26 protein-coding genes and 2 pseudogenes are annotated in these 25,505 nt (G+C 68.1%); 10 read left to right on the forward strand and 18 right to left on the reverse strand.

Translation table 11 applies throughout. The features are described from left to right. Window positions 1–532 precede the first annotated feature (532 nt). The 5 genes from KUM44_RS35860 to KUM44_RS35880 form a co-directional block, all read right to left on the reverse strand. A complete protein-coding gene (locus KUM44_RS35860; RefSeq protein WP_217213979.1) occupies window positions 533–757 on the reverse strand; it encodes a hypothetical protein in 225 nt (74 codons plus the stop codon). Window positions 758–818: 61 nt separating this feature from the next. Then, window positions 819–1,601 (reverse strand): hypothetical protein, encoded by a 783-nt coding sequence (locus tag KUM44_RS35865; protein WP_254390620.1) that lies wholly within the window; start codon window positions 1,599–1,601, stop codon window positions 819–821. Window positions 1,602–1,802: 201 nt separating this feature from the next. Continuing rightward, window positions 1,803–2,054 (reverse strand): hypothetical protein, encoded by a 252-nt coding sequence (locus tag KUM44_RS35870; RefSeq protein WP_217213951.1) that lies wholly within the window; start codon window positions 2,052–2,054, stop codon window positions 1,803–1,805. Window positions 2,055–2,288: 234 nt separating this feature from the next. Next, a complete protein-coding gene (locus KUM44_RS35875) occupies window positions 2,289–2,480 on the reverse strand; it encodes a hypothetical protein (RefSeq protein ID WP_217213952.1) in 192 nt (63 codons plus the stop codon). Window positions 2,481–2,721: 241 nt separating this feature from the next. After that, on the reverse strand, window positions 2,722–3,693 hold the full coding sequence (locus tag KUM44_RS35880; protein ID WP_217213953.1) for an SDR family NAD(P)-dependent oxidoreductase: 972 nt from the start codon (window positions 3,691–3,693) through the stop codon (window positions 2,722–2,724). 55 nt (window positions 3,694–3,748) lie between these two features. Between KUM44_RS35880 and KUM44_RS35885 the strand changes: the two genes are divergently transcribed. Together KUM44_RS35885 and KUM44_RS35890 are read left to right on the forward strand one after the other, a co-directional pair. Then, a complete protein-coding gene (locus tag KUM44_RS35885; RefSeq protein ID WP_217213954.1) occupies window positions 3,749–4,171 on the forward strand; it encodes a MerR family transcriptional regulator in 423 nt (140 codons plus the stop codon). Window positions 4,172–4,722: 551 nt separating this feature from the next. Next, window positions 4,723–5,148, forward strand: a complete 426-nt coding sequence (locus KUM44_RS35890; protein ID WP_217213983.1) for a hypothetical protein — start codon at window positions 4,723–4,725, stop codon at window positions 5,146–5,148. An 87-nt stretch (window positions 5,149–5,235) separates the two neighbouring features. On the opposite strand, the pseudogene KUM44_RS46245 reads toward KUM44_RS35890, so the two are convergent. The 3 genes and pseudogenes from KUM44_RS46245 to KUM44_RS35905 form a co-directional block, all read right to left on the reverse strand. Next, window positions 5,236–5,805: pseudogene (locus KUM44_RS46245) on the reverse strand (IS5 family transposase); the annotation flags it as partial. A 21-nt stretch (window positions 5,806–5,826) separates the two neighbouring features. Next, a pseudogene (locus KUM44_RS35900) lies at window positions 5,827–6,222 on the reverse strand (serine hydrolase domain-containing protein); the annotation flags it as partial. 59 nt (window positions 6,223–6,281) lie between these two features. Beyond that, the gene (locus tag KUM44_RS35905; RefSeq protein WP_217213955.1) at window positions 6,282–7,316 is read right to left on the reverse strand and encodes a hypothetical protein; all 1,035 of its coding nucleotides are present in this window, start codon (window positions 7,314–7,316) and stop codon (window positions 6,282–6,284) included. A gap of 102 nt (window positions 7,317–7,418) precedes the next feature. On the opposite strand from KUM44_RS35905, the gene KUM44_RS35910 reads away from it, so the two are divergent. After that, window positions 7,419–7,994: a hypothetical protein gene (locus KUM44_RS35910; RefSeq protein ID WP_217213956.1), complete on the forward strand. Its 576-nt coding sequence runs from the start codon at window positions 7,419–7,421 to the stop codon at window positions 7,992–7,994. Here KUM44_RS35910 and KUM44_RS35915 read toward each other — a convergent pair. Then, window positions 7,987–8,193 carry a DUF397 domain-containing protein gene (locus KUM44_RS35915; protein WP_217213957.1) on the reverse strand — a complete coding sequence of 69 codons (207 nt, stop codon included), beginning with the start codon at window positions 8,191–8,193 and terminating at the stop codon, window positions 7,987–7,989. The genes KUM44_RS35910 and KUM44_RS35915 overlap by 8 nt on opposite strands. Then, entirely contained in the window at window positions 8,190–9,038 is an 849-nt protein-coding gene (locus KUM44_RS35920; RefSeq protein ID WP_217213958.1) for a helix-turn-helix transcriptional regulator, read from the reverse strand. The genes KUM44_RS35915 and KUM44_RS35920 overlap by 4 nt, the downstream gene beginning before the upstream one ends. A 189-nt stretch (window positions 9,039–9,227) precedes the next feature. Here KUM44_RS35920 and KUM44_RS35925 point away from each other — a divergent pair, with 189 nt between their 5' ends. Next, a complete protein-coding gene (locus KUM44_RS35925) occupies window positions 9,228–9,890 on the forward strand; it encodes an ATP-binding protein (RefSeq protein WP_217213959.1) in 663 nt (220 codons plus the stop codon). A gap of 12 nt (window positions 9,891–9,902) precedes the next feature. Here KUM44_RS35925 and KUM44_RS35930 read toward each other — a convergent pair whose 3' ends face one another. The 5 genes from KUM44_RS35930 to KUM44_RS35950 all read right to left on the reverse strand — a co-directional run bounded on the left by KUM44_RS35930 (window position 9,903) and on the right by KUM44_RS35950 (window position 17,090). Then, window positions 9,903–13,064 (reverse strand): DUF3427 domain-containing protein, encoded by a 3,162-nt coding sequence (locus tag KUM44_RS35930; RefSeq protein WP_217213960.1) that lies wholly within the window; start codon window positions 13,062–13,064, stop codon window positions 9,903–9,905. Window positions 13,065–13,114: 50 nt separating this feature from the next. Continuing rightward, window positions 13,115–13,513, reverse strand: a complete 399-nt coding sequence (locus KUM44_RS35935) for a very short patch repair endonuclease (RefSeq protein WP_217213961.1) — start codon at window positions 13,511–13,513, stop codon at window positions 13,115–13,117. Window positions 13,514–14,042: 529 nt separating this feature from the next. After that, a complete protein-coding gene (locus KUM44_RS35940; RefSeq protein WP_217213962.1) occupies window positions 14,043–15,053 on the reverse strand; it encodes an SEC-C domain-containing protein in 1,011 nt (336 codons plus the stop codon). 94 nt (window positions 15,054–15,147) lie between these two features. Further along, window positions 15,148–15,567: a hypothetical protein gene (locus KUM44_RS35945; protein WP_217213963.1), complete on the reverse strand. Its 420-nt coding sequence runs from the start codon at window positions 15,565–15,567 to the stop codon at window positions 15,148–15,150. Window positions 15,568–15,617: 50 nt separating this feature from the next. After that, window positions 15,618–17,090 carry a glycoside hydrolase gene (locus tag KUM44_RS35950; protein ID WP_217213964.1) on the reverse strand — a complete coding sequence of 491 codons (1,473 nt, stop codon included), beginning with the start codon at window positions 17,088–17,090 and terminating at the stop codon, window positions 15,618–15,620. 261 nt (window positions 17,091–17,351) lie between these two features. Between KUM44_RS35950 and KUM44_RS35955 the strand changes: the two genes are divergently transcribed. The 4 genes from KUM44_RS35955 to KUM44_RS35970 all read left to right on the forward strand — a co-directional run bounded on the left by KUM44_RS35955 (window position 17,352) and on the right by KUM44_RS35970 (window position 20,463). After that, on the forward strand, window positions 17,352–18,149 hold the full coding sequence (locus tag KUM44_RS35955) for a class E sortase (RefSeq protein ID WP_217213965.1): 798 nt from the start codon (window positions 17,352–17,354) through the stop codon (window positions 18,147–18,149). Window positions 18,150–18,301: 152 nt separating this feature from the next. Next, window positions 18,302–18,613: a DUF6412 domain-containing protein gene (locus KUM44_RS35960; protein ID WP_217213966.1), complete on the forward strand. Its 312-nt coding sequence runs from the start codon at window positions 18,302–18,304 to the stop codon at window positions 18,611–18,613. Window positions 18,614–18,746: 133 nt separating this feature from the next. Further along, window positions 18,747–19,466, forward strand: coding sequence for a YidC/Oxa1 family membrane protein insertase (locus KUM44_RS35965; RefSeq protein ID WP_217213967.1), 720 nt, complete (start codon window positions 18,747–18,749; stop codon window positions 19,464–19,466). 139 nt (window positions 19,467–19,605) lie between these two features. Continuing rightward, entirely contained in the window at window positions 19,606–20,463 is an 858-nt protein-coding gene (locus tag KUM44_RS35970) for a fumarylacetoacetate hydrolase family protein (RefSeq protein ID WP_217213968.1), read from the forward strand. A 160-nt stretch (window positions 20,464–20,623) separates the two neighbouring features. On the opposite strand, the gene KUM44_RS35975 is transcribed toward KUM44_RS35970, so the two are convergent. The 3 genes from KUM44_RS35975 to KUM44_RS35985 form a co-directional block, all read right to left on the reverse strand. Next, window positions 20,624–21,478, reverse strand: a complete 855-nt coding sequence (locus KUM44_RS35975) for an LLM class F420-dependent oxidoreductase (RefSeq protein WP_217213981.1) — start codon at window positions 21,476–21,478, stop codon at window positions 20,624–20,626. Between the two features lie 154 nt (window positions 21,479–21,632). Continuing rightward, window positions 21,633–22,118 (reverse strand): heme-degrading domain-containing protein, encoded by a 486-nt coding sequence (locus KUM44_RS35980; protein WP_217213982.1) that lies wholly within the window; start codon window positions 22,116–22,118, stop codon window positions 21,633–21,635. Window positions 22,119–22,216: 98 nt separating this feature from the next. Next, the gene (locus tag KUM44_RS35985; RefSeq protein ID WP_217213969.1) at window positions 22,217–23,290 is read right to left on the reverse strand and encodes a Gfo/Idh/MocA family oxidoreductase; all 1,074 of its coding nucleotides are present in this window, start codon (window positions 23,288–23,290) and stop codon (window positions 22,217–22,219) included. Between the two features lie 111 nt (window positions 23,291–23,401). Between KUM44_RS35985 and KUM44_RS35990 the strand changes: the two genes are divergently transcribed. Together KUM44_RS35990 and KUM44_RS35995 are read left to right on the forward strand one after the other, a co-directional pair. Beyond that, window positions 23,402–24,694: an ROK family transcriptional regulator gene (locus KUM44_RS35990; protein ID WP_254390625.1), complete on the forward strand. Its 1,293-nt coding sequence runs from the start codon at window positions 23,402–23,404 to the stop codon at window positions 24,692–24,694. Between the two features lie 163 nt (window positions 24,695–24,857). Then, a partial coding sequence (locus KUM44_RS35995; RefSeq protein WP_308402805.1) for a hypothetical protein occupies window positions 24,858–25,505 on the forward strand: 648 nt, incomplete at its 3' end.

The raw sequence follows: 25,505 nt of genomic DNA on the forward strand, positions 1-25,505 counted from the left end.
GCCGTGCCTGGTCCCGGGGTTGGGGCCGGGCCTGGTCCGGGGGTTGGGGCCGAGCTTCCGGTCGAGGAGCCGCCGGCGGTCGAGGAGCCTGCGCCGAGTCCTGCCGAGCCGGTGACCGGGCCGCCGGTGACTGAGCCGCCGGTGACTGAGCCGCCTGTGGAGGAGCCGCCGGTGGGGGAGCCGCCGGTGGGGGAGCAGCCGGAGGCACCGGACGCACCACCGGCACCACCGGCACCGGAGGCACCACCGGCACCACCGGCACCGGAGGTACCGGGCGGTCCGGAAGCCCCGGAGGTCGAGACGCCTGCGACGCCCTCGCCGGAGCCTTCGGCTCCAACTCCCGTACAGCCGACCCCGGTTGAGGAGACGCCCCAGGCCCCGCAGGCCCCGCAAGCTCCACCGCCCCCGGACACGCCCGCCCCGCAGCCAACGCCCGAGGACCCCGGGAACTACTGCCTGAACTGACCGTGGGCCGGGTCAAAGGGGAGGGCGGCCAAGTCACCCTCCCCGACTCGACTCAGTTGGAGTCGGATCAGTTGGAGTCGGAACCCGACCCCGAGTCCGAGCCGCCCAGAACCGAGGCGTCGGAGCCCGACCCCCGACGCGAGCTCCCCGACCGCCGCACCAGCTCACCCAACCCCAGGGTCACCGCGGCCACCGCACGCACCCACCGCGGCCCGCCCCGGGACGCCCACACGACACAGACGCACCCTCCGACGGCAAGCACGAGAACGCCGACCAGCACGAGCACGATCATGCTCATCCCCCTTCTCCCTCTACGGTCGACGCCATCTTCTCAGCCGTTACGACGCCCGCCCTCAGGGCCTCACCGGCATACGCCAGTACTGCCGCCGCTTCTCATCACGCACGACGACACCAAGCCGCAACAGCTCCCCGCGCAGTTCCCGCGCATCCTCGGAATTCTCCTCCTTCTTCCGAGCCGCCTCCCGAGCCCGGAGCAAGGCATCGGCCCCCTCGGGCAGCCCGGGCATCCCCGGAACCCAGCGCTGGAACTCCTCCCGATACGGATCCTCGTCCGCCCACCGGTACCCGTGCTCGGCAAAGGCCTCGGCCAGCCGCGCCCAGGACAGGTCGCAGCGCTCCCGCGCGACCTCCATACCGTCCGGCCCGAGCAGCACAAGCTGCTTGCCGTCCCGCACCACCAAGGCGACCTCATCGCGCCCGAACTCCTGCGAGGAGTCCCTGACACCGAGGACCACGCCCCCGGGCGACACGCTCACCGACAGCGACTCATGCACCGCGATGAACCCGAGGACCAGCCCCAACCCCGCCCCCACCACAACCCCACCGATACCGAGCCAGGGCTCCGGCACGGACGTCAGCAACTTGGCCGGCCCTTGCAACGGCGCCCACGACAACGTCACGAGCCAGTGCGCCAGCAGGGTGACCAGCCAGCCGATCCCGGCCCCGCACGCCACACAGAACAGCGTCAGAAACCAGGCCGACTCCTTGAGCACGATGACTTCGCCGCTCGCCGGATCGCCCTTCTCCGTACGACTCTCCCTACGACCCCCCGCGCCCGGCCCCCCGGAACGCCCCGTATCCCTCATGTTCCCCGCGCTCATGTCCCCCGCCGTCATGCCCCTCATGCTCCGCTCTCCCGCATTCGCCGAACCTCGCCGAACACGGCCGAGTCTGACGACAGCCCGTACGGCCTGTCATCGGCCGATGGTCTACGGCGCCTGCGACTTTGGTCGCCAAGAGGGCCCAGGCGCCGGGCTGTTGCCCGGGCACCTGGGCCCTCTCGGTGAACTATGAACTACTGACGAATTCGCGGTCGATCAGTGGTGGCAGTCGGAGCCGACGTCGTTGTACATCGCGCCCGGGTTGCCCTCACCGTTGAGCAGGTTGCCCGCAAGACCGGGGAGTACCCCGACCTGACCGAGAATGTCGATGTTCATGTCGTGGGACTTGCAGTGCCCATGACCGTGACCGTGGTCATCGGCGGGCAGTGCGGAGGCGGTGCCGGTGGCTATGAGGCTCAGGGTCCCGACCATTGCGGCCGCGAGAGCGGCCTTCTGAAGCTTGCGCATTTCTCCTCCTTGGGTCGAGTAGAGCGCACACCTGAAGATCCATATTGCGCTCATTTCGGAGGCTAATCCGATCTGTCCCATGGCGCTCATCGGGGCTGCCATATGGAGCACGCCCATGAGGCCCCATCAGCTCGTGCGGCCTCCCCCGAAAGGCGGCACCGGGTCGGCAAGCGGGGCCCGCCGAGTGAGGAGGCATCAGCTCTGCCGGAGTGTGCCGTGAGGGCGACCAAGCCGTCATGCATCGCTCCAGAAGGCCAGGGTCTTCCTGATCAGTTCCTCGGCGGCACCCCCGTAAGCCGCCGCACCGCTCAAGGTGTTGAAGGCCTTCTCATGGAGGGCGAGTTCGTCCGGATCGGTGATGTCCACCCCGGAGGAGACGAGTTCGTAATGGGCCCGGTCGTCCTCGTGCAGGGTGAAGCCGGGCATGGGGACCACGCCCATTCTCGGCTTCGGTCGAGCGGGGGCGGGGGACCCATCGAGGGGCCTTCGTCCGGCACGCCGAGGGCACGCACCGGCTGCGACACCAGCCGCTGCCGCGGCGGGCGCGGGCACCGCACGGGACTTTCAAAACACCCCCTGGGTCCGTCTGCCCCCAGCGGCGGATTGCCGGGCAGGTTGGCCGGGTTGGCCGTGATGAGCCCGAGCGCGGCATACGCGGAGCGCGAGTTCATCGGGTGATCGGCGTGGCGCCGGTCGCGGCGAGAGACAGGTCCCAGAGCCGGGCGGCCTCGTCGGGGTCGATGGCGTACGCGCGCACGCCGCCGTCATCCATGGGGGTGTCGGGGGCGGAGACGCGGGCGACGTCGCAGTCCTCCAGGTAGAGGCCGCCTCGGCCGTCGAGGAGCGGGGACGTGGCGGCCCATAGGCCGGTGGCTGCCCCCTGGGAGGGGGTCTTGAAGTCGGCGCCGATGACATTGCCGTGCTCGTCCACCCACCCGCGGTCGATCTGCGCCTGGAGCGTCATCTCCCGCTGGAGACCGGTGATGATCTTGCCGGGGTGGAGGGCGAACGCCCGGACGCCGTCGCCTTGCCCAAGGACGTCGAGGTGCACGGCGAACAGGGCGTTGGCGGTCTTGGCCTGGCCGTAGGCCAGCCACTTGTCGTAGCCGGTACGGAAGTGCGGATCGTGCCAGCGAATGCCGGTCAGGGTGTGTCCGGCGGAACTGTTGACGACGACGCGCGCGCCGCCTGCGGCTGCCAGGAGCGGGTAGAGATCGCAGGCGAGGGCGAAGTGCCCGAAGTGGTTGGCGGTGAGCTGGCCTTCCCAGCCGGGCCCGACGCGCCGCTCCGGGGTGGCCATGACGCCCGCGACGGCCATCAGGAGGTCGAGCTGGTCGAGACGGTCGCCGATGTGCGCGGCGGCTGAGCGGACGCTGTCGAGGTCGGCCAGGTCCATGGGGATGACCTCGCTGCCGTTCACCTCCTTCAGAGAGGCACGGGCGACGTCGGGGCGGCGGGCGGGAACGATGACCCTGGCCCCGGCGGCCGTCAGAGCGCGGGTGGTCTCCAGACCGAGCCCGGAGTAACCCCCGGTCACCACAGCGGTCATGCCGGAAAGGTCACGGCCGGCCACGATGTCCTCGGCGGTGGTGGCGGCGGAGAAGGGCGAGCCGAGCGGCTGCTGATCAGTGCTGGTCATGCCGCTGACGCTACGATCTAGAGCGAGGTCTAGATCAAATCCAGGAGTGAGCGTCATGACGACGGCCGAAGGTGCCGTGCAGTCGCTGGGCATCGGCGAGGTGGCCGAGCGGACCGGACTGAGCGTGCACGCCCTGCGCTTCTACGAGCGCGAGGGCCTGCTCGTCGGGCCGGTCCAGCGCACATCGGGCGGCAGACGGCGCTACACCTCCTTCGATGTCGACTGGCTGCTGATCTGCGTCAAGCTCCGCGAATCCGGTATGCCGCTCGCCGACCTCAAGCACTTCGCCGAACTGGTACGCCACGGACCGGGCAACGAGGCAGAACGCCTGCGACTGCTCGACGCTCATCGACAGCGCGTCGACGCACAGATCCAGGCGCTGGAGGAGTGCCGATCCGTCATCGCATGGAAGGTCGGCGTCTACGCCGAGCACCTCGCGCGCGGCGAAGCCGGTGGGCTCTGGGACCCGACAGCCTGAGGCAAGCGAGCTCAGTGAGTGCTGCTCGGCCGGTGTGGCTTGTCCACGATGGCTCGCCGTTGGTCTTCCCGACTGGCTTCGTCCGGGTAGTCCGCATGCCTCCAGCCGGTGGCGGAGATGAACAGCGATGCGCCCAGGGCATACATGTCAGCTTCCTTCGCTTCGTAGTGGACCAGGCAGCCCCGGTATCGGAAGTCAATAGCTCGCGGGAACCGTGCCGCCGTGCGCGAGCGCCAAATCAACACCCTGACATCTGTCAGGGGCGCGATGTCCGAGGTGCGGTCTACATTTCGAGGCGTTGGCACGGGGGAACTCATGGCCGCTACGGCTGCTTGGGCAGGAACGACGTGATCATGCGGGCGCCTCAGCCCTTCGGGCGAGGAGAGGAAACAGGACCTGTCCGCAAGCCTTCTCAGCCAGGTACCCGGCACTGGCTCGCCGTGAACACCAACCCACCCGGCACCGTCCTGTACGTCTGCCTCAACAGATTTTCTTCCCGTATGTGAGCTTGCTGCCGAGTAGCCGCTCGTGATCGATATTCAAGGGGTTCCATGTTGAAGTCAGTTCGCCTATTCCTGCTCACCTTGCTGGCGGTGGGCACGCTGATGGGCGCTTCCGTCGGGTCGGCCAGCGCCGCGGAGGAGAAGATCAGCCGGGATCAGGTGCTTGCGATCCCGGACAAGGCGACTGCCGAGTGGACGCCGATCGGCGGGTTCCAGGTTCAGCTGCGCTACGGCACCTACAACGGGACCCAGTACGCCTGGGCCAAGTTGGACAACTACCCGTCGGACCGGCAGGGTGGCATCTGGCTGGAGTCCAGTTCCGACAGTGGTGCGACCTGGGCCACCCGGTCCATCTACAGCACGACGGTCAGCAACTTCACCGAAGGTATCGCAACCAGTTCGTCCAGCAGTTTCGTGATGCGAGCCTGCTACCGGGGCCCGGAAACGAACAAGTGGTGTACTGACAAGTGGTAAACCCGCTAGAACTCGTGAGTGGTGCGGCCGGTTCTGACCGGCCGCACCACTCACGGCGTTGCACGGAACCGCGAGGAGCGCGCGCCGCCCCGCGGACTGCTTGAGGCGGTTGATGCACCGCTCGACGGTGTTGCGCTGCTGTAGGTCTCGCGGTCGAAGGCCGGTGGTCTGCCGCCCCGGCTGGCGCGTCGCAGGTGGTGGCCGCGTTGGTCCGCCGGGACGGGGATCACAGTGCGGATGTCGCGTCGGCGCAGGTGTTCGCGTACCGCGCGGGACGAATACGCCTTGTCGGCATGGTCGCCGGGTTCGCCGGCCGGGGCCCCTTCTTACGGGCCCCGGCCGCGTGTTGGTGGGCCCGCACGATCGTGGAGTCCACCGAAACCGCCCAGTCGAGGTCCTCGCCGCGTCGGCCTGGGCCATCAGCGCGGTGAACACCCGCTCCCACGTGCCGTCGACGGCCCACATCCGCAGCCGGTTGTAGACGCCCTGCCAGTTGCCGTACTTCTCCGGCAGGTGCACCCACTGCGTCCCGGTCTGGAACTTGAAGGCGATCGCGTCGATCACCTCCCGGTGATCCCTCCAGCGGCCACCCCACATCGGCGTTCGGTCCGGGAGCAACGGCTCGATCCGCGCCCACTGCGCGTCAGTCAACGACACACCTGACCAGCGATCTGATTACGGAGACTGAGCGGCCAGGGCGGCCACCATCGGCTGCCAGGCCAACGCCTCGGCCAACTGCACTGGTTGATCCAGCGCGATCAGGCCGGCCTGGTGGGACAACAGCCAGCGAACCGGGATCTCCGCCTTGCCATTCGAGGCGAACTCCGGCCAGTACTCGGCCACTGGAGCGTCCAAGTCCAGCATGCCGCGCTGGGCCAGCAGATGTGCCGAGGTCGCGGTCGCTCCCTTGGTCGCCGAGTAGACCAACTGCCGGGTGTCTCGCGCCCAGGCACGACCGGTGTCGGGATCAGCGATACCACCCCACAGGTCCACTACCGGTCGCCCGCCGTGGCATGAGCATCGGCGCGTGCCTGCTGCTTGGTGATCAGCAGGCCTCCGCCATCTCAGGTTCATAGGTATGGCTCATGGTGATCAAGGAGCGTCGATTTCGCTGATCACCACGACCAAAGACTCTACGCCGCGGGTACGGGGCAGCCCAAACAGGGGAAAGGCCGAGTAGGAATGCCCGTGGGGGTGCTTCCCGCAAACTCAGAGAATCCGCCGCTGTCGTTGCGGTATATGAGGCCAATTCCGTGGTCTGAGAGCAGGCCGCGGAGGTCCTCTCGGGGGAGCTCAGGTGTGAGAATCATCAGGTGGAAAGGCTGGCCGGGAACAAGTCCACTCAAATGTCGCTGCGCATGCAACAGTTGAGCCAGGGCCTGCGTGATAGATTCCGGCGCTGCGCTGCCAGTCGGCTGGTAAACCGTGTGGTTCGTCTGGTTATAGATCTCAAATGAGAGCTGATCTGTCGAGTTTTGAAGGGATAATTCCATCTGCCCGATGTTCATCCCGGCTGCGCTCTCGTGCGATTCGAAGGCATCTGCTAGTTCGTCACGGATCGCTTCTATTCGGGCGGTGTCGGTTTGTGGTTGGCGCTGACGCCTCTGACGTCGATATGCCCGAGCGACACGCCCTGCGGTTGGCTGAAAGCGCATCCTGGAATGGCCGGCCAGCGGCAGGGTGTCGGAATCCTCCCGTATGAACGGGCCGGTTGGGCGAAGTCGGAATACGATGACGTTGCGGTCTTGCCTCAATTCATCTTTGGCTTCCCGTATGACGTACGGTTTGCGCTCGTCAACTTTAAATTCGCCTAGGTATTTGTGTGTTCGCGTGCCGGTTCCTGGAACATTTCCCACCGCGACAAAGACGTGTAGGGTGCGCCCCATGTTTGCGTGTTCCAGAATGGAAGAATTTCCGCCTTCTAAGGTCTGGTCGCCACGCTTCCCAGCTCCGGTGTACGTGAATATGGGGCCCAAAGCGTCGTCCTCGGCGAGCCATCCATCTCGATATCCATAGCGCTTACCTATTTTACTGTCAGAGAATATAAGAACGTTGCGCTTCTCCCTGGCTGGGCAGATTCCCGCGAAGCCGCTGCCTCCGAGGACGGGGTGGATCTGTGCACGCGTGAGGATGTCGCCAGGCGTGAACCCGGCCGTGGGTGTCGTCATGATCCGAGGCTAATGGTTTCAGGGTCCATGGAGTGCTGAAAGTTGTGCACGTTACGTAGGGAGGCCATTGTGGCAGCGTCGTATCCGGGTGAGGATGGCGCGATGAGTGACGCGACGGGGACAGTTGTAGCGGCAGCAATCGCCTTCGCAGCTGCCGTCATCGGTGCTGTCATCGCCGGGATGTATGCCAAGCGCGGAGCCGAAGCCGGTGGGCGTAAAGCAGTTGAGGCAGCGTTGGCTCAGGTGCACGGGCAGGCGGCAGCGGAGCACTGGCAGTGGGTTCGTAGCCAGCGACATCAGGCCTTCGCTGCCCTCCTTGAGGCCTATGCCGCGTTGGACGAAGTGCTCGTACGCATCACGCCTGAGGTACGAGGCGGGGCCGGACTTGATGAGGCGACGGGGCGTGAGTTTCGTGAGCGCACCGTTGAGCTCAAGGCGAAGACAAGCCAGTTGGCTCTGTGGGGGCCAAGCGAGGCGAACGTGCTGGCTTACGCCATGACGGGGAAGTCGATGGCGGCTGTGGGCGCCTTGATGCAGGCGGCGGCCGGGAGTTCTTCAGGCCCGAGCGTGGACTGGTCTGGATTTGACCGAGCTAGGGGCGAGATGACCCAGACTTATGCCTCCTTCCTCCAGAGAGCTGGAGAAATCATTCGTGATCCGTTGCAGCCGGTCAGCTAGCAGGTTCTTCCACGGGGCCGGCCAGGGCTCGTATGAAGCCCTGCCATGCAGTAGTGCTGAGCGTGAGTTGCGGTCCTGAGATGGCCTTAGAGTCACGGATCCTGATCACTCCGGCGAGTTCAGCTACTTCCAAGCACTCGCCACCCATGCCGTTGCTGTAGCTGCTTCGACGCCACGGGATGCTCGACGGCAGCATCATCGAGAGTTCTCCTCCAAGAGTCTTGTGATGAACAAGGCCGAGCGCTGAGGACTCAGTGCCAAGGCCCTGAGATGATCGAAGGCCTTCGTGTAGAGGGCTACGTCCTTGGGTTCTTCGAGGTAGACCGAATCGGTAAGCCCCTCTCGATAGACCACGTCCGGGTCCTCCTGTTCTGGGAAGCCGAGGATCGTGAACGACCCGGTGGTGGGATAGGCGCCTGCGTTGAACGGCAGCACCTGGACGGTCACGTTCTTCAACTTCTGGATTTCCAGCATACGTTCGAGCTGGCGGGCCATGACTTCGCGGCTCCCGACCGTATGCAGCAAGGCGCTCTCGTGCACGACTGCCCATAGATCAGGCGCGCTCTCGCTGGTGAGGAGCTCTTGTCGCCGCATCCGGACGTCGACCATGCGTTGAATGTCGTCAGGGGTGTGATCCACCCATGCGCGGCTCAGCTCGGCTGCGTACTCGCTGGTCTGTAGGAGGCCGGGGATGAACTCGGCTTGATAGGTACGCAGGTCGGAAACCGCCTGTTCGAGACCAACGTACACAGAGAACCAAGCGGGGATCGCGCTGCTGTGTGCGTGCCACCACCCCTTTGTCTTGGACTCCTTGGCCAGCGACTTCAGAAGTTCACGCAGTTCATCCGCAGTCCCGTAGAGGCGGCACAGGGCATCGACATCCGAGGGCTGGACGCGCCCTTGTCCCGTCTCCATGCGGCTGACCTTGGAACTGCTCCAGTCCAACTCCTTGCCTACCTGGCTGCACGTCAGGCTGCTCTCGTCGCGCAAGCGCTTGAGCTCGATCGCAAGGCGGCGTCGGCGAGCTGTGGGGGATCCAGACATGGCAACTCCTCGTGGGGTAGCGGATGTTCCATCCCATCGGAAGCAGGGTGAAAGGCCAATCACTCTAACGAGGGAATCCCTTCGTGCATGTTGCACGGCGACAGTTGCACTGCAACTCTCTCACTGAGAGTCATTGGCGTGAGCACCGTGCGCAACAGAGCGCGTGAGGGGTGGTCGAAGGTGATCTACGTGAGCGATCGTGTCGGGCGAGAGCCCTGGGTGTACCAGTTCGCTGCCCAGCCGAGTGAACTCGCAGAGTTGAGGCGCACGTTGAAGCTCCGACTCGTTCTGTGGGGGCTCCCCGATCATGTTGGTACAGCGCAAATCTGCATGTCAGAGCTGGTGACCAATGTGATCCGGCACGTCGGCGAAGGAACCCCCAGCACGCTGCGCACAGCGCTCAACGGGCCGTATCTCCGTTTGGAGGTTACGGACCCCGACACCCGTGCCTTGCCCACACTGCTCACCGTCAGCAGTGCACTGGAGTCGGGCCGAGGAATGGCGCTCGTCGACGCCCTGACGGATCACCGCTGGGGCGTGTCCGTCCAAGGCGATAGGAAGGTGGTGTGGTGTGAGCTTGCAACGGACACTGCTGTCGCCTGCGGCACGACGACCGCCCCTCATGTCACACGCGCCGGGGCTATCCTCGATCTATACGGATCCTGGCAACTGTCCCGCGAGAAAGTCCCGTCCGGCCGTGGCAGTGTGCTCGGCGCGGCAGCAGTAGAGGAGGCTGCCGTCGGGGTCATGGCGGACGTACTGCACTGGTTGCACGCACACGGACATGACCCCGATGACGTACTCGACCGAGCACAAACTCACTTCGAGGCTGAGCTCGGCGAGATCACGTGAGCGCCGAGTTGCTCAGCCCGCGGTGATACCCGAGTACGACCACACATCCGCAGGTAGCTCATCATGCAGCCGCCACGTGATGGCCATGGGCTTGCTGCCTTCGTGGCCGGCATACGTTGCCGGGCCGAGCAGCATCCAGGGCTGCGCCTTGCCGATGTCGGTGTCCTTGTAGCGCCGCATGAACAGCAGCACGTGGCTGCCGCGTTGCTCGTGCTGCTGGTAGCGCAGACCAGTGGGAGAGGTTGCCGCGGTCGTGCTCTGCGACTCCCAATGGAAGAGGGAGGGGCTCAGCGCGTAGTCCTTGTACCGGACCGTGGGGGAGAAGTCCTTCTCGTTCTTCTCAAGGGTGATCAGCAACGCATCGGTCTGATTCTGTTCATCCCACAGAACGCCCTGCGCGAAGGAGCCGGGCATCTGACCGCCGAGGCGGGCGACACCGAGTGCGGCCAGGATCTCCGAGCGGTTGTATGCGCTGTGGACCTTCAGCGGGATATGCGCGTGCGGGCCCTGGAGGGAGAGGGGGAAGTGGTCGGCATGCCCCATCACGTGGTCGAGTACTTGGCGTAGCTCGCTACGGAAGGCTCGCTGTTCGCGCAGCGATTCAAGCCCTTCGGCGTAGGAACTGAATCCGCCGGCCTTGTCCCAGAGGTTGAAGAACAGCATGCGTGCGTACGTCTGGTCCTTCTCACTGAGTGAGTCGTACGGCGGGGCGTCATCGTTCAGCAAGCGCGCGTATGCGTCGGCGCGTTCGCGGTCGTCGACGTGGAGGAAGGCGTGCACACGCTTCAACAGGTCTTGTTCGTCGGCTTGTTCAGGCAGGTCAGACAGGCCGGCGCGGCGAAGGACCGTCGTCCACGAGTTGCTCGACTTGTACAGTTCTCGGATTTCCCGGCGGCTCTCCTTGAGGTAGTCGGCGAGGAGCGGCGTGTCGAAGGCCTTAACCTCTTTGGCGAGGGTCTGGACTGTCGCCTTGATCTGGGTGCGGATGTTTTCTAGGACAAGATCTTTGGATTTGCCCTCAAGGATGATCTGGCAGCCGGAAGGCAGCAGCGGGAAGTCATGCTCGGCGTGCTCAAGGAGCCGATTGCGTGACAGGTTGGTCATCGCGCGGAACTGCTCCTCGAACCGGAACTCGGCTCGGTGTTGCCCGATGAAGTCGAGCACTGTGAGCACGGGCTTGTGCGGCGTGCGGCGTAGGCCTCGACCGAGTTGCTGAAGGAAGACGGTCGCGCTGTTCGTGGGGCGTAGGAGGAGCAGCGTATCGACATCGGGGATGTCCAAGCCCTCGTTGAAGAGGTCTACGGAGAAGATGACTTGGATCTCTCCAGCTTTGAGCTGGGACAGCACATGGTCACGGACCTCGGGCCGCGATGCGCTGTCCAAGGCCTCGGCCTTGAAGCCGACGTCCCGGAAGCACTTCGCCATGAAGTGAGCGTGCTTCCTGCTGATGCAGAAGCCGAGTGCCCGCATGCTCATCGGATCGGATACCTTGTCCCGCACCTGCTTGATGACAATACGCGCCCGTGCAATGTCGGCCGAGAAAAGGTCGCCGAGCTGACTCTGGTCGTAGGTACCCGAGCGCCAGTTAAGACGTGTCAGATCAGTGCCGTCCGGCACGCCGAAGTAGTGGAATGGGCACAGCAGATCGTTATCCAGGGCCTCCCACAATCGCATCTCGGCGGCGATTCGGCCTTCGAAGAACTCGTCCTGCACATTCTGGCCGTCCGCGCGCTCGGGAGTAGCGGTCAGGCCGAGGAGTTGCTTCGGCTTGAAGTGGTTGATAACGCGGCGGTACGTCGAAGCCGTGGCGTGATGGAACTCGTCGATGACGATGATGTCGAAGTGTTCGGGTTCGAACTGGTCGAGTCGCTGGTCGGTGAGTGACTGAACGCTGGCGAAGACATGCTTCCAATCACGCGGTAGCTCGCCGCTGAAGAGTGGTTCGCCGAAGGACGCGTCATCGAGTACCTCGCGGTACATGCGTAGCGACTGCCTCAGGATCTCCTTGCGGTGGGCCACGAAGAGCAGCCGTGGGTGCTGCTTGCCACCCCACTCCTCATGCAGGTTGCGGTAATCAAGCGCGGCCATGACTGTCTTGCCCGTACCAGTAGCGGCGACAAGCAGATTGCGCTGGTAGCCGCGTACCTCACGCTCGACGCGCAGTCGCTCAAGCATGTCGGCCTGGTGTGGGTACGGTCGAACCTCAAGGCCAGAGAGGCTGATCTTGGTGTCCGAGCTGGCTTGCGTACCGCCCGCCACGGTCAGGGCCTCGTCCAATTTGTGGGCGTCGCGATCGGGGTCGTACGACTCAAAAGCGATGTCATTCCAGTACGCGTCGAAGGTGGCCTCGAACTTGTTGAGCACGACCGGAGTGGCCACAGACGCAAGGCGCACGTTCCACTCCAGGCCGTCGAGCAGCGCGGCTTTCGAGAGGTTGGAACTGCCTACGTAAGCCGTGTCGAAACCGCTCTTGCGTCGGAACAGCCAGGCTTTGGCATGGAGCCGTGTCGAGCGGGTCTCGTAGTTGACCTTTACCTCGGCGCCGAAGTCGCGGACGAGCCGGTCGAGTGCGTGGCGGTCGGTTGCGCCGATGTAGGTGGTCGTGATGACTCGAATCTTGACACCGCGGTCTCTGGCAGCGCGGAGAGAGTCTTCGAGTACACGCAGGCCGTACCACTTCACAAAGGCGCAGAGCAGGTCGATGCGATCTGCCGTGGCCAGCTCGGCTCGCAGTTCACCACCGAGGTTCGGGTCCTCGGGAGAGTTGGTGATGAGGGCGGTTTCCGAGAGCGGCGTCAGCGGACGCATCGCGTAGACACCAGGGGCTTCCTTCTCCGCAAGGGCGAGGAGCTGGCGAGGGCCGTCGGCGATGAGGTCGGCCGTGTCACTGCTTTCGAAGTCGGCTGAGTTGGATGAGAGTGACTCGATGATCTGGTTGGCTACGGCGACACGCTGGTCGTGGGGCAGCTGACTGAGCCGCCGGCTTACGGCCTGACTGATGTGACGGGCCAGTACGTGAGGCGACGATTCTTCGCTGACCTCATCATCGATGGCTCTCCAACCTGCTGCGCTGAGCTGCGCCATTTGTCTTTGCATGCGTTGGGTGACGAGTTCCTCGTAGACACCCGCAACAGGCTGCGACAGATCCCCCGGCTGAGCCACACTGTTCCCCATTCCCTCACACACAGCAATGGCTCAGTTTTAGCAGGTGACGCTGAGAGCCCTCATGGAGAACGTCGGTTTCGGTCGGTGAGTGAGCTGCGTGCATGCGCGGCAATCCGATGGGCCACGTCCTCTGGCCGCTCGTGTTCCCAGAAGCGGAGGACCTTCCATCCGGCCGCGGTGAGGTGCTCTGTCGTCTCAAGATCGCGAGCCATGTTGTTGCCGAGCTTTGTTCGCCACCACTCAGCTTTTGCTTTCGGCTGTGTGGCGTGCTCGGGGCAGCCGTGCCAGAAGCAACCGTCCAGGAAGATCGCGATCTTGGCCTTGGGGAAGACGATGTCGATCGTGCGGCGAGGCATGTCGGGCACTGGGACGTCTACTCGGTAACGCCATCCTGCGGCGTGCAGGATCTTCCGGACCGCGACCTCGGGGGCAGTATCGCGGGAGCTCTGGCGGCTCATGCGAGCGGAAACGCTGGAGGAGGAAGGAACAGTACGTGGCATCTGAGCATTGTGCCGGCGGACGGAGGGCGATGAGGTGGGAGTCGTGAGACTGCGCTCCGGCCACTGAATGGGTTGATGTCGGTGGCCGTAGACCGAAGTTTGAGCTCAAACTTCGCGCGGCTGGCCATGTGCTCGCTGGACGGATTTCTGCGCACCGTTTGTCCGCCCGCTTCTTGGCCAGTGTCGTGCCTCCGCGGGCCGCGTCAAGGGCGCTCCACTCCGCTGCGCTGCGTTCCGCGTCGGCTGCGCCGATGGCCCTCCGGGCCACCCTTGACCCGGCCCGCTCCAGCACGGGGGAGGAGCGAGCGGGCGGCCCGGAGAGGCGGGTGGCCAAGGTTGGTTGGGGGACGGGTCGGTTCGGTGGTGGGGCGGGGTTAAGGCGCATTCGCGTCGCGGTGGCACGCCGGGCTGGCTAAGCGGCGTGCGGTGGCTGGGTGGCGCGGTCGTGTTGGGGCCCGTCCAAGGCGAGTGTGGGGCACCGCTCCGCTTACGCCCCGTGGCACTCCCCATAAACCCGCCCCGACCCACACCAGCACCCAACCCCCCGCTGCGGCGGCCAGGCAACCGCCCGCCCCCGCGCCGCCAACGTAGTCGCATACTGCGGCAGCAGCGTCGCATCCTCCGGTGAGGCCAGTTCCGACGCCGCGAAGGCCTCGTACGACGGCACCGTCCCTGTCACGATCCCCAGGTTCGGAGTCCCGGAAGACGCCAGCTCCCTCAGGGACGCTTCTATTGTCGCCAAGTGCTCCTCATGCGACGGGTACTCCACCGCCAGCGACGGATACGCGGCGATCAGCTCCGTCAGCTCGCCCGCCGTCCAGTGCAGCACCGCCACCGGGAACGGGCGCGACAGGGCCTCCCGGTATGCGCCCAGCTCCGCCCGTAGGCGGGAGATCTCCGCCTCCAGCTCCGCCGGGTTGTCCGAGCCCAGGGACCACACCCGCTTCGGGTCGTGGAGTTCGTCCAGGGAGATCGGCATCGAGTGGAGGGTGTCCGCGAAGGTGTCCCACTCGTCGTGGGGCGCGCCCAGCATGCGGCGGACCCGGTGACGGCCGAACAGCAACGGATGCGTCGAGTACGGGGGTTCGGCCACGTCGGTCAGGAGGAGGCGGGCGCCTTCCGTGAAGGTCTCCTGCGCCTGCTCCAGCTCGTCGTGGGCCTCCAGGGCCTCCGCGACGATCACCCATGGGGCCGGGTCCCGCGGGGCGGCTGCCCGGACGCCGTCGATGATCGCTCTCGCCTCCGCCTCGTGGCCGTACTCCCAGAGGTTCGAGGCCTTCAGGGCTCGTACCAGGTGGGGGTCTTCCAAGGGGGTCGACGAGGACAGCAGGCGGTCGTAGAGCGCGGTCGCGGCGGGGCGGTCGCCGGAGAGTTCCAGGTGGGCCGCGGCCTGGAGGAGCAGGGCCTCGGCGTCCTCGGGGTAGAGGCCGGCGGTTCGCTCCAGGCGTGCCGCTTCGGCGGTGTGGTCGACGTTTTCGGCAGGCGTGTCGGGGCGCATGTCAGACACCGTACTGGCTGGGGATGGCGGTGCGGAGAACAGAAGGGGGAAGAGGGTAGAGATATTGCCTGGTCGAGGCGGTCGCCGGCCTCGGTCACGCCTTCGCCAGGCACAGCAGCACCAGGAACGGCACCGGGATCAGTGCCGCCATCGCCAGCCATCTCCCCGGGCGGGCATCGGCCCGGCGGCGGGGGCCCAGGACGTCCACCCTCAGCAGGGCGAGCAGCAGGATCGTTCCCGTCACGGCCAGCAGGAACATCATCACCGGGGCGTGGTCGAGGGTGTGGTAGTCGCAGTTCGACAGTTCGGGGGTGGGTGCGAAGGCGTCGCAGGAGGAGGGAAGGTAGTCCGTCAGCAGCCAGTACGTCAGACAGAGCGGGATGATCGCGGGCACGCCCAGGGCCAGGTTGGCCAGCGCGGGCGCCAGCAGGCCGGGGCGGCGGCACCCGCGCTCGTCTTCCCTGCCCGCTTCTGCGGCTTCCCTGCCCGCTTCTGCGGCCGGCTTCGTCGTCACGTGGCACACGACGTGCCGGGAGCTTCTGCGGTTGCGTGACGCCCGCCGCCTCAGATCACCACCCCGTCGATCTGCAACGTCTGCACCGCCTTCGCCGCGAACGGCACCGCCACCGACTTCCCGCTCAGGAACGTGTTCGAGTACGACCGGTACCGGTCGCCGCCCGTCGTCACCGTGTTCCAGCGGGGGACCAGACCGCCCGAGCCGCCCGAAACCGTCGTGAATCTCGACAGGTCGAAGGTCAGGGTCTGGGCCGAGGCCGACGTGTTCACCGCGACGATCACCAGGCGGCGTGCCGACGTGTCGTAGGCCGCTGCCGCGTAGCTCACGCCCGTGTCGAGGATCCTCATCTCGGGGCGGATGTGGCGGCTGAACTGGGCCATCACGTAGTACTTGGTCTGGATTGTCGTCGGCTGGAGGGTGTTCGCGTCGTAGGCGATCATCGCCCAGCCCGTCGACGGGTCCATGACCTGCCAGTAGCACCAGGCCGTCGGGTGCAGCCAGCGGAAGTCGTAGCAGAGGTTGGAGGCCAGGCTCAGGCCCGTGCCGTCACTGTCGCCCGTTTCCGAGTTCCAGAGCTTCTTGCCGGAGGCCGTGACGACGTCCGTGTAGAGGAGGTCCCTGCGGCCGCCCGAGCCTTGGTAGCCGTGCACGTTGACCTGGTTGGCCAGGGCCCTCGTCGAAGAGCCGAAGGACGACCACGTCGAGCGCGCCGTGTCGTAGTTCGTCTCGTCCGACGCCGCGATGCGTACGCCCGTCAGGCCCCGCTTGTCCAACTCGCTGCGCATGTACGGCAGTACGGCCGCCTGGACCGCCGGGTCCATGTGGCAGCCCTCCTGGGTGCCGGTGGCGGTCCACCAGGTGGAGGCCGGCTCGTTGAAGGGGTCGACCGTCGCGAAGTTCACGCCCCAGTTGTTCCTGGCGTACAGGGCCGTCGCCGCCAAGTGGCTCGCGTGCTGTCGGTAGTTCCAGGTCTGGAGGTTGTTGCCGCCGCCCGCCGCGCCGGAGGGGTTGTGGTTGGAGCACATCCACCACATCGGGGAGTTGGCGAAGAGTTCCGTGGTCGCGCCGCGCGCCGTCGCCTTCTGGAGCATCGCGCGCTGGTTGGCGTCCGCGGTCCAGTCCCAGGCCGAGGAGGTGGGGTCCTCGTTGTTCCAGTCCTGCCAGAAGCCCTCGATCTGCTTGAAGCCGGGGATGTTGGGCGAGACGGCCATCGACTCGCCGTTCACGGTGTTCCAGCTGCACGCGCCGAGGTTGTAGCGGGCGATGTTGAGGCCGAGGCCGGGGAGGGCGGTGCCGTTGTAGGTCACCGAGTTGGTGGTGAAGAAGAGGTCGGCGAAGTCGTTCCGGTTGCCGAAGACGTTGGCCCACCAGGCCAGGGAGGTGCCCCAGCCCTCCCAGGTGCCGTACGACGTGCCGGGGTTGACGGCGATGGTCGCGTCCGCGTGGGCGGTGCCTGTCGCCAGGGCACTGCCGACGAGGGCGCCGCCTGTCGCCGCCAGCAGAGTTCTGCGTCGGATCATGACTTCTCCGCTTCCTTCAACGGCCGGTGTCGGCGGTGTCCTCGTCGAACCGGCTCCGTGGCTGGTCCCGCTGATGCCGACAGGAAGCATCGGGTGTGGCGGGTGAGGTTGTCGAGGGTTCCAGCAGCCCTTTCTCAAACCTGTGAAGGAAGTGTTCGGGGTGCCGGACGCCGTGCTGGTGCGGACCGGCCGCGCACGGGTCTGGAGACCTTTCGTCCCAGCCCCTATCGTGCGGGCGGCCCCGGTGGAGGAGGCGCACGGATGGTGGTGCGGGTTCGCGTCGTGCGGCACAGCGGGCTGCGGCGGCGTGCGCTGCGGCGGCGGGTGCTGTGGAGCGGCGGGGAGGCGCTCGTCACCCTCGGGGTGGTGCTTCTGCTGCTGGTCGTCCATCAGGTGTGGTGGACCAACCGGGAGGCCAGGGAGGGGGCCGAGCGGGAGGTCCGGGCGCTGGAGCGGGCCTGGGACGGTGGGAGCGGCGGGCGCGGCGACTCCCGTACGGCGGTCGGGGCGCCGACCGCTTCCTCGCCTACGACCACGTCCGCGCCCGCGGCCTCGTCCACCCGCTCGCCCGAGCGTCCCGCCGGTGCTGCCGCTCCCTCGCCCGACTGGTCCCGGGCCTACGCCATCCTCACCATCCCCCGCCTCCACCTCCGCGTCCCCGTCGCCGAGGGCGTCAGCAAGGGCGGTGTCCTCGACAAGGGGTACGTCGGCCACTACCCCGGCACCCAACAGCCCGGCCAGGCCGGCAACTTCGCCCTCGCCGGGCACCGCAACACCCACGGCGAGCCCTTCCGGTACCTCAACCGGCTCGCGCCCGGGGACACCGTGCGGGTAGAGACTCGCAGCGCGACGTACACGTACGCCGTCGACACGATCCTGCCGCAGACCACCGCGCATGACGGGAGCGTCATCCGGGCCGTCCCGCGCTCCACCGTCCGGCCGGGCCACGGCTACCGCGTCCCCGGCTACTACCTCACCCTCACCACCTGCACCCCCGAGTACACCTCGAAGTACCGGCTGGTGGTGTGGGGCAAGCTCGTCTCCATGCGGCCCCGCTGAGGTGCCCTGGTGCCTGAGCTCTCCCTGGCCTCCCCGGGCTCCCCGGCCGGCCCTTCTCGGCGATCCTGTATAACGAACACAACGAACACAACGAACATCAGGACGAGCGCCGCGACAGCGCGCAGAACGCCGTACGGAGGGGAGGGCAGCCGATGATCCGCAGTCGGGCCGGTCTGCGTCCCACCGCCGCGCTGGTGCTCCTCTTCCTCGAGGTCGTGCTGCTCGACACCGGCAGCCTCTCCGCGACCGTCGCGCTCGCGGCGACCGCGGCCGCGAGTTCCGCGTTCGCCGTCTGCTCGCTCCTCGCCTCGCGCGCCGCGCCCGCCGTGGCGCCGACCCGGGTGCGTACGGCCATCCGCGACCGGGCCCGCCGTACGGCCTTCCTGCCGCAACGTGACCCCGACGCCTCGGGCCGGCCACGGCCCAGGGCGCCCGGACACGCCCTCCCGGCGACCGTCGCGTAGGGCAGGCACGCACCGCAGCTGCAACACCCACAGCGCACCTGCCCGACCCGCGCGGGTCGTCATGCCGCCATTCCGCCATGCCGCTTCCGGCATGTTCCGTTCCGGCACGACGAGACCCTCGGAGGGCTCACCCATGTCCGTTTTCGCCGACCTTGTTCAGCGGCTTGCCGATCTGCTCCAGCCGCTGTTCGGCACATCCGCGGCCGCCGCCGCGATCGTCCTGTTCACCGCGTTCGTACGACTGCTCGTGCATCCGCTGTCCCGGGCCTCCGCGCGCGGGCAGAAGGCGCGGACCGAGTTGCAGCCGAAGATCGCCGAGCTGCGCAAGAAGCACGCCAAGAACCCCGAGAAGCTCCAGCGGGCCGTACTGGAGCTGCACGCCGAGGAAAAGGTGTCGCCGCTGGCCGGGTGCCTGCCGGGGCTGTTCCAGCTGCCGGCGTTCTTCCTCCTCTACCACCTCTTCTCGAACACGACGATAGGTGGAGAGGCGAACGAGCTGCTGTCGCACCAGTTGTTCGCCGCGCCTCTGGGCGAGCGGTGGGCCGACGCGCTCGGCGACGGCGGAGTGCTCGGGGGAGCGGGGCTCGTGTACCTCGGACTCTTCGTGGTCGTCGCCTGCGTCGCCGCGTTCAACTACCGCCGGACGAAGCGGATGATGGCCGCGCAGCCGGCCGCGCCCGTGCCCGTGGTCGACGGTCAGCCGGTGCCGGGGATGGGGGCCATGAGCAGGGTCATGCCGTTCATGTCCTTCTTCACGCTCTTCACCGTGGCGGTGGTGCCCCTGGCCGCCGCGCTGTACGTGGTGACCAGTACGACGTGGAGCGCGGTGGAGCGGGCCGCCCTCTACCGCTGATCCGGTGCACGGCCCGCCGGGCCTACGGTCCAGTACGTGAACCGGGTATTGCGGACTGGCCGCCGACCTTGGACGATCGACCAGTCCTCCGATGGCTGCACCCGTGGGAGGGCGCACGCGATCGAGGGAGATTGTGATCATGAAGCTGCTGCGAGTCGGTACGGCGGGAGCGGAGACGCCTGCGTTGCTCGACGCCGAGGGGGTTCTGCGGGACCTCTCCGGTGTCGTGCCGGACATCGACGGGCCGCTGCTCGCCGACGACGCGGCGCTCGGCCGGATCCGGGCCGCCGCCGACGCCGGGGAGCTGCCCGCGCTGGACGCGACCGGGCTGCGCGTCGGGCCGCCGCTCACCCGTATCGGCAAGGTCGTGTGCATCGGGCTGAACTACCACGACCACGCCCGCGAGACCGGCGCCGAGCCGCCCGCCGAGCCGGTCATCTTCTTCAAGGCGGCGGACACCGTCGTGGGCCCGCATGACACGGTGCTCGTGCCGCGGCGGTCGACGAAGACCGACTGGGAGGTCGAGCTCGCGGTCGTCATCGGACGTACGGCCCGGTACCTGGAGTCGGCCGAGGAGGCGCTCGCCCATGTCGCCGGGTACGCGGTGGCGCACGACGTGTCCGAGCGGGAGTTCCAGATCGAGCGGGGCGGGACCTGGGACAAGGGGAAGAACTGCGAGACGTTCAACCCGCTGGGGCCGTGGCTGGTGACGGCGGACGAGGTGCCGGATCCGCAGAACCTCTCGCTGAAGCTGTGGGTCAACGGGGAGCTGAAGCAGGACGGGACCACGGCCGAGCAGATCTTCCCGGTGGCGGAGGTCGTGCGGTACGTCAGCCAGTTCATGACGCTGTATCCCGGTGACGTCATCAACACCGGCACCCCGGCGGGCGTGGCCCTCGGCGAGCCCGAGCCGAAGCCGTTCCTGCGGGCCGGGGATGTCGTGGAGCTGGAGATCGAGGGGCTCGGGCGGCAGCGGCAGGAGTTCAAGGACGCCTAGGCGCTCCGCTGGGAGAGCCGGGAACCCGTGCCGGGATAGCGGCGGCTGCGGGCCGTGTGCGGCTCAGTGCCCATGACCCCGACAGGCGCGGAGCCGTGCGCCGGCACAGTCCCGCGCCTCTTGGGGGCTTCAGCCCCCGAAACCCCCAAGAGGCGGCCCGTCACGCCAGGAGCGAACCGATCCTGCGCCATGCTTCCCGCGGGAGTGCCTCGCGCGCATCGCCGTCCACCACCTGAAGGGCCACATGGTCCGCCCCCGCCGCGACGAAGGAGTCGATCCGCCTCCGGATCGCGGCCTCGTCGCCCCACGCGAACACCGCGTCGATCAGGCGGTCGCTGCCGCCGTCCAGCAGATCGTCCTCGGCGAAGCCGTGCCGCAGGAAGTTGTTGGTGTAGTTCGGGAGGGCGAGGTACATGGCCAGGCAGTCGCGGGCGAGGGTGCGGGCCCGGCCCGGATCCGTTTCCAGGATCACCTTCAACTCCGGGGCCAGGAGCGGGGCTTCACCCAGGATCTCGCGGGCCCGGGCGGTGTGCTCGGGGGTGACCAGGTACGGGATCGAGCCGGCCGCCCGGTCGCGGGTCAGGTCCAGCGTCTTCGGGCCCAGGGCCGCCAGGAGGCGGCGGTCCGAGGGGACGCCGGCCTCGTCCAGCTCGTCGAGATAGGCGACCAGCGCCGAGTACGGGCGGCGGTACTGATCCGCGTACTTCGCGTGGCTGACGCCGAGGCCGAGGACGAAGCGGCCGGGATGCGCCGCCTCCGCCTCGGCGAAGCCGGCCGCGCTCTCGGCGGCGCCGTACTGCCAGATGCTCTGGATGCTGGTGCCGACGGTGAGCGTCGAGGTGGCCTCCAGCAGCGGCAGGGCGTGGCGGGCGGCGCTGTTGCCGCCCAGCCAGACGGCGCCGTAGCCGAGCTGCTCCAACTCGGCGGCGGCCTCGGCGAGTTCGCCACGCCGGGCCGGGTCCTCCGAGCGCAGGCCGACGCTCCAGATGCCGTGGCGTCCGACGGACCTCTTCAAGGCGTCCCTCGCCGGGCGGTCGGTCGGCCGGCTGCCGGTCCCGCGGTTGTCGTTCAGCAGGCTTTCAGTCACTGCTCGGTCACTCACGACGCTGTCCCTCCGGTCGGTGTCCCGTACGGGGGTGCCAACCGGAGGGTGCCGCCGGTTCTTCCCGTCAGCGCTTCAAGAACTCCTCAAGGGCCTCCACGACGAACCGGTGATCCTCCAGCTGCGGCAACCCGCTCACCGTCACCGACCCGACGACCCCTACGCCCTCCACGTTGACCGGGAACGAACCCCCGTGCGCCGCGTAGACGTCGGGGTCCAGACGGGAGGAGTCCTCGAACGTCGTGCCCTTGGCGCGGAAGCGGGCGCCGACGACGTAGGACGAGGTGCCGTAGCGCTCCACGACCCGGCGCTTGCGGGCGATCCAGGCGTCGTTGTCGGGGGTGGAGCCGGGGAGGGCCGCGTGGAAGAGCTGCTGGCCGCCGCGGTGGATGTCGATGGCGACCGGGGCCTGGCGTTCGCGGGCCATCTCGACCAGCAGGGAACCCAGGGCCCAGGCGTCGTCGTAGGTGAACTGGCGGAACACCAGGCGGCGTTCCTGGGCCTCCAGTTCCTCCAGGGGCGGGGTGATCTCCGGGTGGAACTTCGGGGTGATCTCCGGGTTGTGCGTCTTGCTCGCCTTGCTCGCCTTGCTCGCCTTGCTCGCCTTGCTCGCCTTGCTCGTCTTGCTCGTCTTGCTCGTCCTGTGAGTCGTCACAGGGTCACCGCCACTCCGTCGTGGGCCGAACGACGCGCCGCCTCCAGCACGTCGAGGGCGGCGGCCGCCTCCAGGGCGGACACCGGGTTGGGGCCGCCGGCCAGCAGTGCCTCGGCCACGGCCGCATAGTAGGCGGGGTAGTCGCCGGGAAGGGTGGGTTCGGCGCGGCCGCCGCCCGTCAGGGGGGACTCGCCGGCACCCACACGGCCCCACATCGACTCGGGTTCCGTGCCCCACTCCGCGCCCGCGCCTGGCCGCTGCCCCTCCCGCAGCGCCGCCTCCTGCGGATCCAGGCCGTACTTCACATAGCCCGCCTTCGACCCCAGCACCCGGAAGCGCGGGCCGAGCTGGGCGGTCGTGGCGGAGGCGTACAGATGGGAGCGGACGCCGTTCGCGTGCGTCAGGGCGATGAACGTGTCGTCGTCAGTCTCCGCGCCGGCCCGGCGGACGGCGGCCTCCGCGTACACCTGGGTGACCGGCCCGAAAAGCACCAGGGCCTGGTCGACGACATGACTGCCGAGGTCGTAGAGCAGACCTCCGATCTCTGCCGGGTCGCCGGACTCCCGCCAGCCGCCCTTGGTCTGCGGACGCCAGCGTTCGAAACGGGACTCGAAGCGCCATACGTCGCCCAGTTCGCCCTTGGCCAGGAGCTGACGCAGGGTCAGGAAGTCGTTGTCCCAACGGCGGTTCTGGAAGACGGACAGGAGCAGCCCGCGCTCCTGAGCGAGTGCCGCCAGGTCGCGTGCCTCGGCCGCCGTGCCGGCGATCGGCTTGTCGACGACGACCGGGAGGCCCGCCTTCAGGGCGGCGGTCGCGAGCGGGACGTGCGTCTTGTTGGGGGACGCGATGACGACCAGGTCGAGGTCGGCGGCGCGGGCGAGCAGGTCCTCGGGCGTGGCGGCGACGCGTACGTCCGGGTGCTCGGCGGTGGCCTGCTTCTGCCGCTCGGGGTTCGACGTCACCACCGTGTCCAGGGCGAGCCCCTCGGTGGTGGCGATCAGCGGGGCGTGGAAGACGGAACCGGCCAGGCCGTAGCCGACCAGGCCGACGCGGAGGGGAGTAGCACTCATGCAGCCCACTTTCGCAACGCTGTTGCCAAAGTGCAAGCGCCGGGGACAATGGACGGCGTGAACAGGACGAAGGACGGCGCCGGGGGCGCGGCCGGGCGAAGCCGCGATTCGATGCGGCTGGGCGCCCTGCGCAGTCACAACACCGCGCTCGTGCTCGACCTGCTGCGCACGGCGGGTGCCGAGGGCATCAGCCGGCTCGAACTCGCCGAGCGCACCAGCCTCACCCCGCAGGCGGTCAGCAAGATCACCGCCCGGCTGCGGGAGGACGGACTCGCGGCGGAGGCGGGGCACCGGGCGTCCACGGGCGGCAAGCCGCGTACGGTGCTGCGGCTGGTGCCGGAGGCCGGGCACGCGGTCGGCGTGCATCTGGACCGGGACGAGCTGACGGCCGTGCTCTGCGATCTGACCGGGGCCGTGGTGGCTCGGCGCCGGGCCCCGCTGGACCTGGGGTCGGGGGCGGAGACGGTCGTCGAGCGGGCGGTGCGGGTGGTGGGGGAGCTGACGGCGGGGGTGGCCGGAGCGACAGGGGGAACAGGGGCGATCGGGGTGGCCGGGGCAGGCGAAGCGGCCGGAGTGGCCGGAGTGGCCCGGGCCGACGGGGTGGCCGGTGACGGTCCTCGTTCGCCGGGTGCCGTGCTCGGTGTCGGGGTCGCGCTGCCCGGGCCGCTCGACCATCGGCGCGGGGTGCTGCACCGGGTCACGGGGTTCCCGGAGTGGAACGGCTTCCCGCTGCGGGACGTGCTCGCGCGGCGCCTCTCGCTGCCGGTCGTCGTCGACAAGGACACCAACGCCGCCGCCCTCGGGCTCGCGGTGGGGGGCGAGACCGCGTCCGTCACGTCCTTCGCGTATCTGCACTTCGGGGCCGGGGTCGGCGGAGGGCTCGTGATCGGGGGAGCGGTGCACCGGGGGGCCCGTACGGGCGCCGGGGAGTTCGGGCACCAGGTCGTCCAGCTGGACGGCCCGCCCTGCGAGTGCGGCAACCGCGGCTGCGTCGAGGCGCTGTGCCTGGCCGCCGTGGCGCGCGGCGACCTGGCGGGGGCGGCCCGCGTGCTCGGCACGGCCGCAGGCAACCTGGTCGCGCTGCTCGACGTCGACCTCGTCCTGCTGGGCGGCCGCACGGTCGCCGCCGCGCCGGACACCTTCGTACGGGGCGTCGCCGCCGTCCTCGACCAACGCGCCCGGCGCGCGGGCGAGGACGCGGTGCCGGTACGGGTCGCCTCCGGTGCAGGAACGGGGGGAACAGGGAGAACAGGGGGAGCCGGAGGAGTTGGGGAAGCCGGGGAAGCCGGAGAAGCCGGAGGAGCTGGCGAGGGTGGCGAGGGCGGCGCGGGCGCTGAGCGCGGGGTCGCCGAGGGGGCCGCCCAGCTGCTGCTGGCGCCGCTGTTCGGGCGTGCCGACGGGTGATGTGGCGCGTGCGGATCGAGTGAGCGGGCACAGGACGACGTGGCGCGTGCCCGGATCGACGTAGCGCGTGTCTGATTGACATCGCGCGTGCGCTGATCGAGCGGACTTTCGATGCCGTACGGAATGGCACCGCCCGATCCCCGACCCCACCCGGCATGGTCATGTGTTTATGCGACTACTGCACTCATCCGCTTCCCTCTGCCTCGCAGCAGCCGCCCTTCTCGCCGCCGCGCCCCCGGTGCGCGCGGAACCTCCCGTCGAGCTGCCCAGCTGCGTCACCGACGACAGGGCCTTCCCCCTCACCACCCGGCTGCACGGCGGCCCCGACTCCTACACGGCCGGCGGCGGATTCGGCACCTGGTACCTGGACCTCACCAACACCACCGGCCGGACCTGCACCGGCATCCACCCCGTCGTCGTCCTCGTCGACGGCAAACGCGCCCTCAAGCCGTCCCAGCCCCGGCTGGAGTTCTACGGGACCCCGAAGGACAGCCCGGAAGGCCCGGTCGATGCCGGCAGCCCGGCCGGGGACCACCCCCTCGCCGTCCACTTCGAGACCACCGACGAGGACGAACTCGTGGGCGCCTTCGACGGCTTCGACGGCTTCACCGTCGGCCCCCGCAAGACCCTCACCGTGAAGGTCCGGCTCGCGGTCACCTCGGACGCCGTGCCGAACGAGGTCACCGCCAACGCGGCCGTCGTGCAGCGCCATGACGGCGACGGCGACTGGGTGGGGCAGTCCAACGACTACCGCTTCACCATCGACACCGACCCGGCCGACGCCGCCGAAGCGACCGGCCCGTCCGACCCC

Origin of the sequence: Streptomyces sp. AC550_RSS872 (assembly GCF_019049285.1) — a bacterium.
Classification (GTDB): Bacteria; Actinomycetota; Actinomycetes; order Streptomycetales; family Streptomycetaceae; genus Streptomyces.

Bases quoted from the DNA above. Each gene is read 5' to 3' on its own strand.
- KUM44_RS35860 (WP_217213979.1), bottom strand. From the start codon at position 757: ATGATCGTGCTCGTGCTGGTCGGCGTTCTCGTGCTTGCCGTCGGAGGG.
- KUM44_RS35865 (WP_254390620.1), bottom strand. From the start codon at position 1,601: ATGACGGCGGGGGACATGAGCGCGGGGAACATGAGGGATACGGGGCGT.
- KUM44_RS35870 (WP_217213951.1), bottom strand. From the start codon at position 2,054: ATGCGCAAGCTTCAGAAGGCCGCTCTCGCGGCCGCAATGGTCGGGACC.
- KUM44_RS35875 (WP_217213952.1), bottom strand. From the start codon at position 2,480: ATGCCCGGCTTCACCCTGCACGAGGACGACCGGGCCCATTACGAACTC.
- KUM44_RS35880 (WP_217213953.1), bottom strand. From the start codon at position 3,693: ATGACCAGCACTGATCAGCAGCCGCTCGGCTCGCCCTTCTCCGCCGCC.
- KUM44_RS35885 (WP_217213954.1), top strand. From the start codon at position 3,749: ATGACGACGGCCGAAGGTGCCGTGCAGTCGCTGGGCATCGGCGAGGTG.
- KUM44_RS35890 (WP_217213983.1), top strand. From the start codon at position 4,723: ATGTTGAAGTCAGTTCGCCTATTCCTGCTCACCTTGCTGGCGGTGGGC.
- KUM44_RS35905 (WP_217213955.1), bottom strand. From the start codon at position 7,316: ATGACGACACCCACGGCCGGGTTCACGCCTGGCGACATCCTCACGCGT.
- KUM44_RS35910 (WP_217213956.1), top strand. From the start codon at position 7,419: ATGAGTGACGCGACGGGGACAGTTGTAGCGGCAGCAATCGCCTTCGCA.
- KUM44_RS35915 (WP_217213957.1), bottom strand. From the start codon at position 8,193: ATGATGCTGCCGTCGAGCATCCCGTGGCGTCGAAGCAGCTACAGCAAC.
- KUM44_RS35920 (WP_217213958.1), bottom strand. From the start codon at position 9,038: ATGTCTGGATCCCCCACAGCTCGCCGACGCCGCCTTGCGATCGAGCTC.
- KUM44_RS35930 (WP_217213960.1), bottom strand. From the start codon at position 13,064: ATGGGGAACAGTGTGGCTCAGCCGGGGGATCTGTCGCAGCCTGTTGCG.
- KUM44_RS35935 (WP_217213961.1), bottom strand. From the start codon at position 13,513: ATGAGCCGCCAGAGCTCCCGCGATACTGCCCCCGAGGTCGCGGTCCGG.
- KUM44_RS35940 (WP_217213962.1), bottom strand. From the start codon at position 15,053: ATGCGCCCCGACACGCCTGCCGAAAACGTCGACCACACCGCCGAAGCG.
- KUM44_RS35950 (WP_217213964.1), bottom strand. From the start codon at position 17,090: ATGATCCGACGCAGAACTCTGCTGGCGGCGACAGGCGGCGCCCTCGTC.
- KUM44_RS35955 (WP_217213965.1), top strand. From the start codon at position 17,352: ATGGTGGTGCGGGTTCGCGTCGTGCGGCACAGCGGGCTGCGGCGGCGT.
- KUM44_RS35960 (WP_217213966.1), top strand. From the start codon at position 18,302: ATGATCCGCAGTCGGGCCGGTCTGCGTCCCACCGCCGCGCTGGTGCTC.
- KUM44_RS35965 (WP_217213967.1), top strand. From the start codon at position 18,747: ATGTCCGTTTTCGCCGACCTTGTTCAGCGGCTTGCCGATCTGCTCCAG.
- KUM44_RS35970 (WP_217213968.1), top strand. From the start codon at position 19,606: ATGAAGCTGCTGCGAGTCGGTACGGCGGGAGCGGAGACGCCTGCGTTG.
- KUM44_RS35985 (WP_217213969.1), bottom strand. From the start codon at position 23,290: ATGAGTGCTACTCCCCTCCGCGTCGGCCTGGTCGGCTACGGCCTGGCC.
- KUM44_RS35990 (WP_254390625.1), top strand. From the start codon at position 23,402: ATGCGGCTGGGCGCCCTGCGCAGTCACAACACCGCGCTCGTGCTCGAC.